General features: G+C 70.8%; 16 protein-coding genes. 13 read left to right on the top strand and 3 right to left on the bottom strand.

Annotation, left to right across the window (positions count from 1 at the left end; translation table 11 throughout):
* Positions 1–69: 69 nt before the first annotated feature.
* Positions 70–408 (top strand): hypothetical protein, encoded by a 339-nt coding sequence (locus ACZ7M3_RS31190; RefSeq protein ID WP_472067467.1) that lies wholly within the window; start codon positions 70–72, stop codon positions 406–408.
* 196 nt (positions 409–604) lie between these two features.
* Here the strand turns inward: ACZ7M3_RS31190 and ACZ7M3_RS31185 are convergent, their stop codons facing one another.
* Positions 605–838 carry a chaplin gene (locus ACZ7M3_RS31185; RefSeq protein WP_472067465.1) on the bottom strand — a complete coding sequence of 78 codons (234 nt, stop codon included), beginning with the start codon at positions 836–838 and terminating at the stop codon, positions 605–607.
* 196 nt (positions 839–1,034) lie between these two features.
* On the opposite strand from ACZ7M3_RS31185, the gene ACZ7M3_RS31180 reads away from it, so the two are divergent.
* Positions 1,035–1,241, top strand: coding sequence for a hypothetical protein (locus ACZ7M3_RS31180; RefSeq protein WP_095856636.1), 207 nt, complete (start codon positions 1,035–1,037; stop codon positions 1,239–1,241).
* A 103-nt stretch (positions 1,242–1,344) separates the two neighbouring features.
* Here ACZ7M3_RS31180 and ACZ7M3_RS31175 read toward each other — a convergent pair whose 3' ends face one another.
* Positions 1,345–1,995 carry a DUF4360 domain-containing protein gene (locus tag ACZ7M3_RS31175; protein ID WP_095856635.1) on the bottom strand — a complete coding sequence of 217 codons (651 nt, stop codon included), beginning with the start codon at positions 1,993–1,995 and terminating at the stop codon, positions 1,345–1,347.
* A 253-nt stretch (positions 1,996–2,248) separates the two neighbouring features.
* Positions 2,249–2,821: a YbhB/YbcL family Raf kinase inhibitor-like protein gene (locus ACZ7M3_RS31170; protein WP_472067463.1), complete on the bottom strand. Its 573-nt coding sequence runs from the start codon at positions 2,819–2,821 to the stop codon at positions 2,249–2,251.
* 140 nt (positions 2,822–2,961) lie between these two features.
* Here ACZ7M3_RS31170 and ACZ7M3_RS31165 point away from each other — a divergent pair, with 140 nt between their 5' ends.
* The 11 genes from ACZ7M3_RS31165 (at position 2,962) to ACZ7M3_RS31115 (ending at position 14,536) form a co-directional block, all read left to right on the top strand.
* The gene (locus ACZ7M3_RS31165; protein ID WP_355304766.1) at positions 2,962–3,504 is read left to right on the top strand and encodes a hypothetical protein; all 543 of its coding nucleotides are present in this window, start codon (positions 2,962–2,964) and stop codon (positions 3,502–3,504) included.
* A gap of 135 nt (positions 3,505–3,639) precedes the next feature.
* Positions 3,640–4,806, top strand: coding sequence for an acyl-CoA dehydrogenase family protein (locus ACZ7M3_RS31160; protein ID WP_472067461.1), 1,167 nt, complete (start codon positions 3,640–3,642; stop codon positions 4,804–4,806).
* Positions 4,806–5,573 (top strand): SDR family NAD(P)-dependent oxidoreductase, encoded by a 768-nt coding sequence (locus ACZ7M3_RS31155; protein ID WP_472067459.1) that lies wholly within the window; start codon positions 4,806–4,808, stop codon positions 5,571–5,573. Before ACZ7M3_RS31160 ends, ACZ7M3_RS31155 begins: the two co-directional genes overlap by 1 nt.
* 90 nt (positions 5,574–5,663) lie before the next feature.
* A complete protein-coding gene (locus tag ACZ7M3_RS31150; RefSeq protein ID WP_472067457.1) occupies positions 5,664–6,422 on the top strand; it encodes a FadR/GntR family transcriptional regulator in 759 nt (252 codons plus the stop codon).
* 107 nt (positions 6,423–6,529) lie between these two features.
* A complete protein-coding gene (locus ACZ7M3_RS31145) occupies positions 6,530–7,336 on the top strand; it encodes an enoyl-CoA hydratase/isomerase family protein (RefSeq protein ID WP_472067455.1) in 807 nt (268 codons plus the stop codon).
* Positions 7,337–7,338: 2 nt separating this feature from the next.
* Positions 7,339–8,331, top strand: coding sequence for an acyl-CoA dehydrogenase family protein (locus ACZ7M3_RS31140; RefSeq protein WP_472067453.1), 993 nt, complete (start codon positions 7,339–7,341; stop codon positions 8,329–8,331).
* Positions 8,328–9,512, top strand: a complete 1,185-nt coding sequence (locus ACZ7M3_RS31135; RefSeq protein ID WP_472067451.1) for an acyl-CoA dehydrogenase family protein — start codon at positions 8,328–8,330, stop codon at positions 9,510–9,512. Before ACZ7M3_RS31140 ends, ACZ7M3_RS31135 begins: the two co-directional genes overlap by 4 nt.
* A gap of 267 nt (positions 9,513–9,779) precedes the next feature.
* A complete protein-coding gene (locus tag ACZ7M3_RS31130) occupies positions 9,780–11,369 on the top strand; it encodes a FadD3 family acyl-CoA ligase (protein WP_472067449.1) in 1,590 nt (529 codons plus the stop codon).
* 4 nt (positions 11,370–11,373) lie between these two features.
* The gene (locus tag ACZ7M3_RS31125; RefSeq protein WP_472067447.1) at positions 11,374–12,561 is read left to right on the top strand and encodes a CaiB/BaiF CoA transferase family protein; all 1,188 of its coding nucleotides are present in this window, start codon (positions 11,374–11,376) and stop codon (positions 12,559–12,561) included.
* Positions 12,558–13,394 (top strand): enoyl-CoA hydratase/isomerase family protein, encoded by an 837-nt coding sequence (locus ACZ7M3_RS31120; RefSeq protein WP_472067445.1) that lies wholly within the window; start codon positions 12,558–12,560, stop codon positions 13,392–13,394. Before ACZ7M3_RS31125 ends, ACZ7M3_RS31120 begins: the two co-directional genes overlap by 4 nt.
* Complete coding sequence (locus ACZ7M3_RS31115) at positions 13,379–14,536, top strand: thiolase family protein (protein WP_472067443.1); 1,158 nt, start codon at positions 13,379–13,381, stop codon at positions 14,534–14,536. Before ACZ7M3_RS31120 ends, ACZ7M3_RS31115 begins: the two co-directional genes overlap by 16 nt.
* Positions 14,537–14,553 lie beyond the last annotated feature (17 nt).

Here is a 14,553-nt window from a genome sequence, read left to right as displayed (position 1 = left end):
TCGGAACGGGCGGCGCCCCGCCGGGTCGGGGGCAGACTGCCGGGTCGGAGGCACAGATCCCCGGCTCGGATGGCAGATCGCCGGGCCGGGCAGCACTCCGCCAGAACCAGCGGCTGTCTGCGGGTGGCGGCCCGCCGGGACCGGTGGGCCGCCTGCCAGATCGGGTGGCGGCCCGCCGGGTCCGGTGGCGGCCCGCCCGGATCGATGGCCATCGGCCAGGACGAGCAGCGGCCCGCCGACACCAGTGGCAGTCCGCCAGGACAGATCCCCCTCCGCAGGGACCGGTGGCCGTCCGTCAGAACCGGCAGCGGTTCGGCCAGGACCGGCGACCGTCCGCCGGAACGGGTAGCCGTCCGCCGAAGACCGGCGACCGTGCCGCCGACGCCGGTGATCGTCCGGCAGGACTGATGGCCGACCAGTGTCTCCGGCAGCGGTTCGCCATCACCGACGACCGTGCGAAGTTGCCGGCGGCCTCCGCCATGACCGGTAGCCGTCCGCCAGGGCACGAGACCACCCGCCCAAGCCGATCGCCGTCCGCCGGGAAACCATGGCCGTCCGCCGGGCAGGGGAAGACCTGCCCGGCGCGGCACGGCGGTCAGCCGGTTCAGTCGTTCGTGCAGGTGTTCCCCGTGGCCGGGTTCAGCAGACTCAGCAGGTCGAGGGAGTTGCCGCAGAAGTTGAGGCCGAGGTCGAGGGGGAACTGGATGACGTTGCCGGACAGGACACCAGGACTGTTCGAGGCGACACCGACCGGGTCGGGGTCGGCGGCGGCGGTCCCGGCGGTGGCCAGCAGGGCCACGCCCGCCAGCCCGGCAGCAGCCATCAGACGAATACGCATTACATGCTCCGATCAGTCGCAGGGGTGCGAGTTCCTCCACCATCACCTCCGCGGCCGACGACCGACATCGTTGTACGTCCGAATGGGGCGCGGACGCCCCGAACCCTCCCTGAACCGCGTCCGCACGGGGTGTGTCGCGCGGAGTGTGCGGAATGCCCGTAGCGTGAGAACAGGTCAGGTGGAAGAGGGAGAGATCATGCCAACAAGCCAGCCCGATTCGTCCTCACCGTCCGACGACAGGGCGACCCCCGACACGCTGCTGCACACCGGCTCCGAAGGCCCCGTGACCGCCGAGGACATGGTGCTCGCCGCGGGTCGCGACCTCAGCCCGAAGAACCTCGCCTGGGCCGAGCGCAGGCTGCGGGAGGACGGCCCCACAGCCATCGAACGACTGCTTCCCTAGCTCGCCCGGCTACCCGGCTACCCCGGCCACCCAGTTCGCCGGCTCCCCTTGACCGGCTCCGATGCGGCGGAGCCGGTCAAGGTCATGCGGACGCACCGGAAGGTCAGGCGGCGGGGCACTCCTTCCAGGCGAGGTGGTAGATGGTGCTGATGTCACCGTCCGTGGAGTCCATGGTCATGAAACTGGAGCTGCCCGGCGTGGACGTGCCCGCGTTGACGCGCAGCTCGGTGTTGATGTTGAAGTTCCGCTGGACACCGCAGGGCGCCCACACCAGTTGGGCCCAGTCGGTGACGTCCGTGGACTGCCAGTTGTCGTTGTAGGGGCCGCGGAAGGGGTGGGTGATGGCCGCCGTGCTCGACGAGCCCTGGAAGTAGTACGAGGCCTTCTCGGTGCTGCTGGCGCCCGACTGGAGTGCGGCGAAGCCGCGGTAGTCCGCGCTGGCGATGGCGTACGTGAAGCCCTGCGGCACGTGGACGATCAGGTTGAGCTGGCAGTTCTTGCGGAAGGCGGTGGGGTCGGCGTTGCCTCCGACCTGGGCGAGGTAGTTGCTGTAGGTGACCGTGAAGGCCGTGTTGTCCGGGGAGACCGCGACGGCGGCGGTTCCCTGCGGGCAGCCGGATCCGTTCACGGTGGCGACCTTGATGACGATCTTGTCCGGGGGCGGGTCGACGATCCCGGAGGACGGGTCCGGACCCGGTAGTGCGGTGGCGAACAGGGCGGCTATCGCGCCACCCAGAAGCAGCCCACCAGCCATGGTGCTCCAATCCGTTGCGTTGGTGTCTACGGCGGTACGGAACGTGTGCCGCCGTGAATTGGGGGGTGCGGCGCCTCACGCGGACGTGCGGCGCCGTCGCGGACCAGTGCGTTGGATCAAGCGCGGATCGTTGAAGCATGGACATGTCAAGTACATGCCGATGCGACCCCGCCCTGTGAAGGAGCTGTGAAGGCCGGGATCGACCGCATCGTATGTACGCCCGTCACGCTTGGGCAGGGCGATCTCCGGCCATTCAGCCCGTACGTCCGTAGCGCCCGACGAGGGTGCCGGAACCCACGGTGTGACCGGCCAGCGCGCGCCGTACGGCGTCGACGGTGGCGTCCCCGGGAAGGTGCAGCTTCACGTCGGCGGCGAGGACCGAGAAGACGTAGTGGTGGGGTTTGCCGGCGGGCGGGCAGGGACCGCCGTAGCGGCGCTGCCCGAAGCCGTTGCGGCCCTGCACGGCCCCCTTCGGGACGGCGCCCGCACCCAGCGTCGTCTCGTGCGGATCGACGCCCCACATGAGCCAGTGCACGAAGGTGCCGGACGCGGCGTCCGGGTCCTCGGCCAGCACGACCAGCTCGGCCGCGCCACCCGGCACACCGGAGAGACGCAGCGGCGGGGACACGTTCGCACCGTCGCAGGTGAAACGGCGTGGGACGGTGCCGCCGTCCCCGAACGCCGGGCTCGTCACCGCGATCGCCCCCGAGGCGCCCGGTGTCGGTGCCGCGGACGCGGCAGGTGCCCCCGAGGCACCCCCGCACCCCGCGGTGAGGGCCACCACGGCCGCCATCACTACGGTTCCGAGCCAGTTCCCACGGCGCATGTCCGCCACGTTAGCGCCGGGTGTGCGGCCCGGTCGGGCAACCGCGCCGCCCGACTCCGCTCCCCCGGCGCCGGGCGGCGCGCTCCGTGAATCCCGCGCCGCCTCACCGCTCCCCGCGCGCCCCTGCGACACTGAAGGGCATGGAGTCCCGACACCTCAGAATCGGCCGCCGTCGCATCTGGATGCTCAGCGGGGCCTGCCTCCTCGTGCTCGGCCCGATCGGCTACTTCCTCGGTGGCTGGATTCCTCTTACCGCGCTCACCGTCTCCCTCCTCGCGGCCACCACCGTGGCCCATTGGAAGGCCCCCGCCTGGCTCGGGCCCGCCATCGCGCGGGGACAGCGGGAGAGCCGCCGGGACGTGGCGACCTTCTGCGTGGTCATAGCGGTCAGCGGCTACGCCCAGCCCCCGGCGCGGCCCGCCCCCACCGCCGAGGAACTGACGGCGCTGCGCCTGGAGGCATACCGGGCCGCGGCGCACGACGACCTCGCCGAGGACCTCCGGGGCCTGGCGGCCGACGCGCTGGGCGCCGCCGACACCGCGCACACCGAGGACACCCCGGTGGCCTGGCGGGCGGCACGCGCGAGCGCTGAGCGCCTGGCGCACGCCGCGCAGGAGGGCAACCCGTACGTACGCCAGCTCCTCATCCAGTGGGTCGAGGGCAACCCGGCCGCGGACCGCTAGGCCCTGTCGTCAAACTCCCGTCTGCCTCGCGACGCCATGCACGCACTCGCGCAGGGCCGAGGCCTCCGCATTGTGCTTACGGTCTGACCTTTGTTATGTTTCGCAGATATCAAAGCTGCGGAGGGGTCCAACATCGTGGACTTTGAGCTGACCGAAGATCAGGAAACCATCCGCAAGGCAGTCGTCGGGCTCCTGCGCGACTTCGACGACCGGTACTGGATGGAGCAGGACCGGGAGCACCGGTTTCCCGAGGAGTTCTACGCAGCCGTCGCGAACGGCGGATGGCTGGGGCTCACCATTCCGGAGGAGTACGGCGGTCACGGTCTCGGCATCACCGAGGCCACGCTGCTGCTCGAGGAAGTGGCGCGATCCGGCGGCGGAATGAACGCCGCGAGCTCGATCCATATGTCGATCTTCGGAATGCAGCCCGTGGTGGTGCACGGTTCCGAGGAACTCAAGCGGCGCACGCTTCCCCGTGTCGCCACCGGCGATCTCCACGTCTGTTTCGGGGTGACCGAGCCGGAGGCCGGCCTGGACACGACGAGCATCACGACCTTCGCCCGGCGGGACGGCGACCACTACGTCGTCAACGGCCGCAAGGTGTGGATCTCCAAAGCCGTGGAGTCCGAGAAGATCCTGCTGCTGACCCGCACCACGAAGGTCGACGAGGTCGCCAGGCGGACCGATGGAATGACGCTGTTCCTCACCGACCTGGACCGCGACAGGATCGACGTCCGCCCCATCCCGAAGATGGGCCGCAACGCCGTGACCTCGAACGAGTTGTTCATCGACGACTTGCGCGTCCCGGTCGAGGACCGGGTGGGCGAGGAGGGCCAGGGGTTCCGCCACCTCCTCGACGGACTCAATCCGGAGCGCATGCTGATCGCCGCCGAGGCACTCGGGATCGGCAGGGTGGCGCTGGAGAAGGCCGTGAGCTACGGCAACGAGCGCGTGGTGTTCGGCAGGCCGATCGGCATGAACCAGGCCATCCAGTTCCCGCTCGCGGACTCGCTCGCCCGGCTGGACGCGGCCGAGCTGATCCTGCGCAAGGCCACCTGGCTCTACGACAACGGCCGGCCGTGCGGGCGTGAGGCGAACACCGCCAAGTACCTCTGCGCGGACGCCGGGTTCACCGCCGCCGACCGGGCCCTGCAGACCCACGGCGGTATGGGCTACTCCGAGGAGTACAGCGTGGCCCGCTACTTCCGCGAGGCCCGTCTGATGAAGATCGCGCCGATCAGTCAGGAAATGATCCTGAACTATCTGGGATCGCACACTCTGGGAATGCCGAGGAGCTATTGATGGCCGACAACACCGGTCTGTTCGATCTCAGTGGACGATCGGCCCTGGTCACCGGCGCCGCGGGGGGCATCGGCTCCGCGGTCGCCCAGGCGCTCGCGCAGGCCGGGGCGGCGGTGCTCGTCACCGACGTCGACGGGGCGGCGGCCGCGGCGGTCGCCGAGAAGATCTCCGCGGCCGGCGAGCGGGCGGACAGCGCCGTACTGGACGTACGGGACCGCGCGTCCGCCGACGCGGCGGCGGCCCGGGCGGCGGCGCTGACCGGCGGGAAGCTGCACATCCTCGTCAACAACGCCGGAATCGTCGCGCCGGACATGTTCGAGAACCTCCAGGAGGAGGCGTTCCGCCGGATCGTCGACATCCACCTGATGGGCGCCTTCCACTGCGCCCAGGCCGCGCTGCCGTACCTGCCCACCGACGGCACGGGGCGGATCATCAACGTCACCTCGTCGGCCGGCATCGTCGGCACCCTCGGCCAGGTGAACTACTCCGCGGCCAAGGCGGCCATCATCGGCCTGACGAAGTCCCTGGCGCGTGAACTGGCACGCAAGCAGATCAAGGTCAACGCGCTGGCGCCGCTGGCCGCGACGCCGATGACGGAGACGATCCGCACCCACAGGAAGTTCGCGGACGCGATGCTCGCCCGGATCCCGCTGGGACGCTGGGCCGAGCCCGAGGAGATCGCCGGAAGCTTCGTCTTCCTCGCCTCGGACGCCGCCTCCTTCGTCACCGGGCAGGTGCTGCCCGTCGACGGCGGCATGGTCATGTGACCCGCGGCCGCGGCTCGTGGTGGCCATGAGCATCCGTACTATGCTGAATGGTTCAACCAAAGCAGTGGCATCGGTCCCAGGAGTACGTACATGCCCGGTAGGTCTCACCCGCGCTTCGACGCCCTGACGGTTCCGAAGGCATCGGACGTCCTGGCGTCGGAGGTACGTGAGCGCATTCTCTCCGGCGAGTTCACCGAGGGCATGGCGCTGCCGCCGGAGCGTCAACTCGTCGAGCAGACGGGGCTGAGCCGCGCCACGGTACGGGAGGCGCTGCGGATTCTCGAGGTGGAGAAGCTGCTCCAGATCAGGCCGGGCCGCGGCGGCGGCGCCTTCGTGCACCGGCCCGGCCGCGAATCGCTCGCCAGCACCGTGCAGTTGGTCATCCGGGGGCAGCGGATCCGGCTGGAGGCGCTGCACGAAACGCGGGAGGCCATCGAGCCCACCTGCGCCGCGCTGGCGGCGGCGCGCCGCACCGACCGCGACCTCGCCGAACTGGACGCGGCCCAGCGGGATCTCGTCGAGGCCGGGGACGACATCCCGCGCTTCCTGCGCGCGAACATCGACTGGCACAGCGCGGTGGCGAGGGCCAGCGACAACGAACTCCTGATCGGGTTCATGAGCGCGCTCTCGCAGTCGATCTACGCCGCCACGAACCTCGAACAGTTCATGGACGGCGAGATCCGCTCGATCACCGCCCGCGCGCACGCGAAGATCACCGACGCGATCCGCGACCAGGACGGTCCGGCGGCGATGCGGCGCATGGCGCGCCATGTGTGCGGATTCGCCGACGCGGCCGCGCGGGTGGACCGGCGGGGCCAGGTGGAACTGTCCGGGCCCACGGAGGACTGACTCCCGCGCGCTCAAGGCGGGCCTCTCCGGATCATTGACGACCATTCGGTCTGACCTTTAATATCATCTGAGGTTGGGGCGACTGAGGCACTGGAGATGGGGTCCCCATGGGCGAGGTCAGCTCCGTCATCACCGTCGAAGCGGACGGCGACATCCGTATCGTCACGCTCAACAGGCCCGCGCGGCTGAACGGCGTGTCCGAGGAGCTCCACCGCCGACTGGCCGACGTCTGGCGGGAGCTGGCGGACGATCCCGGCGCACGGGCCGTCGTCCTCACCGGCGCGGGCCGGGCGTTCAGCGCGGGCGGCGACTTCGACCACTTGCGGCGCCACCACAGCGATCCGGAGCTGCGCGAGCGGTCGATCCGCCTCGACCGCAGCATCCAGACGGCGATGATCCGCTTCCCGCTGCCCGTCGTCGCGGCGGTCAACGGCCCTGCCGTCGGGCTGGGTTGCAGTCTGGCGCTGGGCTGCGACCTGGTCCTGATGGCGGAGGACGCCTACCTCGCCGACCCCCATGTCTCGGTCGGCCTGGTGGCGGGCGACGGCGGGGTGACCCTCTGGCCGCTGCTCACCAGCCTGCTCCGCGCGAAGGAGTATCTCTTCACCGGCGACCGCATTCCGGCCGCCACGGCGGTCGAACTGGGCCTGGCGAACCGCACCGTTCCCCCCGAGGACCTGCAGAAGGAGGCCCTCGCGCTGGCCCGGCGGCTGGCGGCCCAGCCGGCCGAGGCGCTGCGCGCCACCAAGATGGCCCTCGCCGTGGTGGTCGAGCAGGTGTCCCGGGGCGGCATGGAGGCGGCGCTGATGGCCGAGCGGGCGACCATGACCAGCCCGGACCACATCCGGATCGTCGAGGAGTTGGCGTCCCGCGCCCGGCGACGGCCGACCGTCACCGAGGCCGAGGAGGACTGACGGTGGAGGCCGAGGAGTTCCTGCTCGTGCGCGACATGTTCCGCACGTTCGCCGCACGGTTCCGGATCGGCTCGGCCGACGAGGTGAAGCCGACCGCGCGCACCGCCGCGCAGGAGGCGCTCGGCGAACTGGGTCTCGCCGAACTGCGCCGCTCCTCACCCCCGGCCGCCACCGTCCAGGAGTGCGCCCTGCTCGCCGAGGAACACGGCCGGCAGCCCCTGACCACCTCCCTGGTGGGCACCGTGCTCCTCGCCCCGGAGCTGCTGCGACTCCTTGAGCGGGCCGATCCCTCGGCCCACGGCGGGGCACCGACGATCGCCCTCGCCCACGACCTGCGCTTCCCGGACTCCGCTCCGGACTCCTCCCCGTCCCGACTCCTCGCCTGGGACTGCGAGGGAGCTGACAGCGCGCTGTGCGTCACACCCGATGGAACGGTGACCGCCCTCGAACTGGGCGCGACCGCACCGGGCATCGACCTCCTGCGCGACATCCGCTCGGTGTCGTCCGAGTCGCCCGCACGGGTCCTCGGCCGACTCGACGCACAGGAGTACCGGCACTGGCAGGCCTACGCGCTCGTCATGGTGAGCAGTGAACTCGTCGGCGCGGCCGGGGCGTTCGTCCGACTGAGTGTCGAGTACGCCCGGGAGCGCCGTCAGTACGGGCGGGCGATCGGCTCGTTCCAGGCGGTCCAGCATCTGCTCGCCGACGCGACGGTCCTCGTCGAGGCCTGCACCAGCGCCACCCGGTACGCCGCGTGGTGCCTGGACAACGAGTCGCCCGCGAGGGCCCTGACGGCCGCGTGCGTCGCCAAGGCCGAGGTGAACACGTCGGCCCTCGACGCGGTGTACACGGGCATGCAGGTCTTCGGCGGTATCGCCCAGACCTGGGAGCACATCGCGCACCTGTACCTGCGCAAGGTCCGCCTGGGCGCCATGACGCTGGCGCCGACGGCCGATCTCCTGACGACGCTGGCCCAGCCGGAGCTGACCCGATGACCGACACGCCCCTGGACTTCGGCGACCCCACGGACCTCGACCGGCTCCGCCGTCGGTTCCGTGCCTGGCTGGCCGACCATCCGCTGCCCGGACGCCTCCCGGACGAGCCGGTCCCGGTCTTTCTCCACCGGTGGCACCGCCTGCTGCACTCGGGCGGCTGGGTGGGCCTCGACGTCCCCGTCCAGTACGGCGGCCAGGGCCTGAGCGCGCTGCACCAGGTCGCCATCAGCGACGAACTCGGCGCCTGTCACGCCCCCGGGGTCCCCCGGATCGGCTATCTCGCCCACGCGCTCCTGGAGTTCGGCTCCGAGGAGCAGCGCCGGCGCTGGCTGCCGCGCATGCTCGCCGGTGACGACGTGTGGTGTCAGGGCTTCAGCGAGCCGGGAGCCGGATCGGACCTCGCGGGGATGAGCACGGTCGCGACCCCGCACGAGGACCACTACACCGTACGGGGGCAGAAGCTCTGGACCAGCTACGCGCAGTACTCCGGTCTGTGCCTGCTGCTCGCGAGGACCGACCGGTCGGCGCCCGCGCACCGGTCGATCTCGGCGTTCGCCCTGCCGCTGGACCGGCCGGGAGTGACGGTACGCCCGCTGAGGGCGGCGAACGGCGACGACGAGTTCTGCGAGCTGTTCCTCGACGACGTGCGCATCGCCCGCTCCGAGCGCATCGGCGCCGAGGGCGACGGCTGGCCACTGGCCATGACGACGGTGTCCTACGAGCGCAACGCCCTCGACACCGGCCACCTCTCGAAGTACGGGCTGCTCGTCGAACGGCTGCGGCGCACCGCCCGGGAACGCCGGGCAGACCTCCCGGACGGGCTGTTGTCCGAGATCGGCCGGTGCTTCGTGGACTACGAGGTCCTGGTGGCGCACGCCCGGCGCCGCACCGCCGAGCGGCTGGGCGGACAGCTCGCAGGACCGGAGTCGTCCATCGACAAGCTGCTGATGACCAGGACCGAGCAGCGGCTCTACGAGACGGCACTCAAGGTCTTCCCCGAAGAACAACTCCGGGGCGAGGAAGGAGCAGGCGCGGGAGAAGCAGGCAAGGAGCGCGCAGGGGCCGGCGAGCTCTTCGGGGACTACCTCTATTCCAGAGCCGCGTCCGTGTACGGCGGAACATCGCAGATCCAGCGCAACATCATCGCGAAACGGGTCCTGGGTCTGCCGTCCGGCAACTAGGGCCTGTCCGGCCGATCAAGTCGCGGGAAAACGAGGGGCCTTGGCAGTGCCGGTGAGCGGGGTCTGGTGCGTGCAGCTGCAAGGCGGAGGAGGGAGTCGACGCGATGGGGGTCCCCCCTGCTCGAGCGAAGCCGAGAGCTCGGGGGAGTCGGCGAGTGACGACAACGCGGCAGATGTGCGCACCAGACCCCGCATCTGCGGCGTGATCGGCCGGACAGGCCCTGGGTCCTGGATGAACGGGATTTCATGTCCGATGGGAGTTCACCCGTGCGATACGACCTCGAATACCGGAGCATTCCCCATGTGATCAGAGTTGCCGCCAAGCAATTCGCGGACGCGCCGGCCCTCGTCGACGAGAGTCGCCGGTGGAGTTTCCGTGAGTTGGAGCAACACATGCTCCGGGCCGTGCAGGCAGCCGTCGCGCTGGGGGTCGAGCCGGGGGACCGTGTCGGTCTGTGCGCTCCGAACTCCGCCGAGTGGATCCTGGCCGCGCTCGGCATCCAGGGCGCCGGGGGCATCGTGGTGCCGCTCAACACGAGGTTCAAGGCACCGGAGATCTCCTACATTCTGCGCAAGTCCGGGGCGAAGGCCGTCTTCGCCTCGTCCTTCCTCGGCCATGACTACATAGCCGGGTTGAGGAACGCCGATCCGGATCTGCCCGCGTTGCGCAGGACGGTGTCGATTCTCGGCCCGCAGGGGGCGGCGGACCTCGCCTGGGAGGACTTCCTTCGCGCGGGCGAGGCCGACTCCTCGTCCACGGCCCACGACTTGATCGACCGGCTCACTCCGGACGACGTGTCGGACGTGATGTTCACCTCCGGCACCACCGGTCATCCCAAGGGCGTCGTACTGACCCATGGACAGTCCCTGCGCGCCTACGGCTGGATGTCCGAGGAATACACGTTCACGCATTCCGACAGCTTTCTGATCATCCCGCCGTTCTTCCACTGCTTCGGTTACAAGGCGGGGTGGCTCGCTTCCCTGATCCACGGTGTGAAGGTCATCCCCATGCGCACCTTCGACGCGGGCCGGGCGCTCGAGATCATCGGCCGGGAACGGGTCAGCGTTCTCCTGGGGCCACCGACCATTTTCCAGGATCTGGTCAACCACCCGGACCGTTCCGCTTTCGACCTTTCCTCGCTGCGGGTGTCCATGACGGGCGGCACCACCATTCCGGAATCACTGATCCGCGCCATGAAGTCGGAACTGTCCTTCGACATCGTGATGAGCGCGTACGGACTGACGGAGTCGACCGCGTTGGTGACGACCACCCGGATCGGAGACTCGGAGGAGACGGTCGCGCGGACCACCGGACGGACCATCCCGGACGTCGAGGTGAGCATCGTCGACGACCGGGGCCTGGCCGTGCCCACCGGGCAGGACGGCGAAGTCCTGGTGCGCGGCTACAACGTCACCCGCGGGTACTGGGACGACCCCGAGGCCACCGCCGCGGCCGTCGACGCCGAGGGCTGGCTGCACACCGGTGACGTCGGACGCCTCGACGAGTGGGGAAACCTCTCCATCGTCGACCGCAAGAAGGACCTGTACATCGTCGGCGGTTTCAACGCCTATCCGGCCGAGATCGAGAAGCTGCTGCTCGGGATCGAGGCCATCGAGCAGGCCGCCGTCATCGGAGTGCCCGACGAGCGTCTCGGTGAGGTCGGCTGCGCCTTCCTCGTCGTGAGACAGGGCCACCGGCTCACCGAGGCCGACGTCGTCGCGTGGGCACGCGAGAACATGGCCAACTTCAAGGTCCCCCGGCATGTCCGGTTCGTCGACGCGCTGCCCCGTAACGCCAGTCGGAAGGTGCTCAAGGACGGGCTGCGGCGCGATTGGAGCAGGCCGAGTGACAACTGATCGCGTGGACGCAATAGGGGACGGCTCGGCCGGTCCCCTCGCGGGCATCACCGTGGTGAGCCTGGAGCAGGCGGTGTCGGCCCCCATGTGCACCCGCACACTCGGTGACTTCGGGGCGCGGGTGATCAAGGTGGAGAACCCCCGGGGCGGCGACTTCGCCCGGCACTACGACGACGTGGTGGGCGGCCTCGCGGCCCACTTCGTGTGGCTCAACCGGGGCAAGGAATCGGTGGCCCTGGACCTCAAGTCCCCGGCCGGGATGGCGGTGCTGCGCCGGCTGCTCGACCGCGCCGACGTCCTGGTCTCCAACCTCGCGCCCGGCGCGACCGCGACACTCGGCATCGCCCCCGCCGACCTGGCCGTGAGCCATCCCGGGCTCATCGCGGTGGAGATCGACGGGTACGGGCCCGGCGGGCCGCTCTCCCACAAGCGCGCCTACGACCTGCTGGTCCAGGCCGAGTCGGGGGCGTGCGCGACCACGGGCCGACCGGGCGCGCCGGCCAAGGCGGGGCCGCCGGTGGCCGATGTGAGCACCGGTCTGTACGCCGCCCTGTCGATCATGGCGCTGCTCTGCGGGAAGGAGCGCGGCCGGGTGCAGGGGCCCACCTCCGCCGCGGTCAGCCTGTTCGACACCATGACGGAGTTGATGGGCTACTCGCTGACCTACACCCGGCACACGGGCGTGGACCAGGAGCCGAAGGGCATGGGCTCGCCCGCGGTGGCGCCTTACGGGGCCTATCCCACGGCCGACGGTCACACCGTCGTCCTCGGCACCACCAACGACGGCGAGTGGCAGCGGCTCGCGCGTGAGCTGCTCGGCCGCCCGGACCTGGCGGACGACGAGCGCTTGCGGAGCAACTCCGGCCGGGTCGCGCACCGTGAGGTCCTCGACGCGGAGATCGGCGCCTGGTGCGCACGTCATGACCTGGCGTACGTCCAGGACCGTGCGGATGCCGCGGGGATAGGGAACTCCCGCTACAACACCCCGAGCGACGTCGTCGCACACCCGCATCTGACGGCCCGCGACCGCTGGCGCGAGATCGACACGCCGGGCGGTCCGGTGCCGGCGCTGCTGCCGCCCCCGGTCATCTGCGGCTACGAGCAGCCGATGGGGCCGATCCCGGCCCTCGGCGAACACACCGCGGCCGTCCTCGCCGAGCTGGGGATCGACGCCGAGGGGGAGTTGCTGTGAGCGAGGAGCCGGTGCTGCTCTGCGACGACTCGGGCGGCGTACGGACGCTGACGCTGAACCGTCCGCACCGCAGGAACGCGATCGACGAGGAGTTGTGGCGCGCGCTGCGGGACGCACTCACGGACGCGGGGAACGATCGGTCCGTACGGGCCCTCGTGCTGACCGGGGCCGGTGGCGCGTTCTGCTCCGGCGCCGACATCTCGGGGGGACTCAGTGCCGCGCACCCCATGTACCGGATGCGCACGCTGAGCGAAGTGACCCTGCTGCTGCACGAGTTGCCCGTCCCGACCGTCGCCAGGGTGAGCGGGGTGGCGGTCGGCGCGGGCTGGAATCTGGCGCTCGGGTGCGATCTGGTGGTCGCCACTCCCCAGGCGCGGTTCTCGCAGATCTTCGCGCGGCGCGGGCTGTCCCTCGACTGCGGGGGATCCTGGCTGTTGCCGAGGCTCGTGGGTCTGCAGCAGGCCAAACGGCTCGCGCTGCTCGCCGAGACGATCGACGCCGAGGAGGCGCGGTCGCTGAACCTGGTGACGTGGGTGGTGCGCGCGGAGGAGATCGACGACTTCGTGGCGCGCCTCGCCGCGCGTCTGGTGGCGGGCGCCCCGGTGGCCCTCGCCCAGAGCAAGGCGCTGTTGAACGAGGGGGCCGACCGCACGCTGCGGGACGCGCTCGCGAACGAGGCGCGGGCCCAGGCGGTCAACTTCGCGACGGCGGACGTCCCGGAGGCGTACTCCGCGTTCAAGGAGAAGCGTGCGCCGGTCTTCACGGGCCACTGGGCGGTGGCGAGTTCGAGGCCATCTCACCGACCGGAAGGGTCGACATGCGGGAAGCAGTGATCGTGGAGGCGGTCCGTACCGCCGTCGGCAAGCGCAACGGCGGGCTGTCGGGCATGCACGCCGCCGACCTGTCCGCGGTCGTCCTGGGCGCGCTCGTCGAGCGGACGGGGATCGATCCGAAAGTCGTCGACGACGTGATCTGGGGGTGTGTCTCCCAGGTCGGGGACCAGTCGAGCAATGTCGGACGCTATGCGGTGCTGGCCGCGGGCTGGCCCGAGAGCATCCCGGGCACCACGGTCAACCGGGCCTGCGGATCGAGCCAGCAGGCGCTGGACTTCGCCGCGCAGGCGGTCATGTCCGGCCAGCAGGACGTCGTCGTGGCGGGCGGGGTCGAGGTGATGAGCCGGGTCCCGCTCGGCGCCGCGCGCTCCACCGGCATGCCGTACGGTCCGCAGGTCCTCACCCGCTACCAGGGCTTCTCCTTCAACCAGGGCGTCTCCGCCGAGAGGATCGCGCAGAAGTGGGGCTTCGCACGGGAGCGGCTCGACGCGTTCTCGGCGCTGTCGCACGAGCGGGCCGCGGCCACGCAGGACGCCGGTGCCTTCGAGGCCCAGATCACCGCCGTGCCGACCGAGGGAGCGACGACCGTGACCCTCGACGAGGGCATCCGGCGCGGTACGAGCGTCGCGACCCTCGCCGAGCTCAGGCCGGCGTTCACCGAGGACGGGGTGATCCACGCGGGCAACGCCTCCCAGATCTCCGACGGGGCGGCGGCGCTGCTGGTGACGACACCGCGGAAGGCGCGCGAGCTGGGGCTGACGCCGCTCGTGCGCTACCGCGCGGGCGTGGTCACCGGCTCCGATCCGGTGCTCATGCTCACGGGCCCGATCCCCGCGACCGAGAAGGTGCTGCGGAAGGCGGGCGTGGGCCTGCCGGCGGTCGGCGTCTTCGAGGTGAACGAGGCCTTCGCGCCCGTACCCCTGGCCTGGCTCGCCGAGACCGGCGCGGACCCCGCGCTGCTCAATCCGCTGGGCGGCGCGATCGCGCTCGGGCATCCGCTCGGCGCGTCGGGGGCGGTGCTGATGACCCGCATGGTCCACCACATGCGGGACCACGGGATCCGCTACGGCCTGCAGACCATGTGCGAGGGCGGCGGCACCGCCAACGCGACCCTCGTAGAGCTCGTATCCCCCGCATCCTGAGGACCCTCACGGAGGAC

Source organism: Streptomyces sp. NPDC111656 (assembly GCF_055656965.1).
The sequence above is the reverse complement of the archived record's forward strand: the minus strand, read 5'-3'. Positions and strand labels throughout refer to the sequence as shown.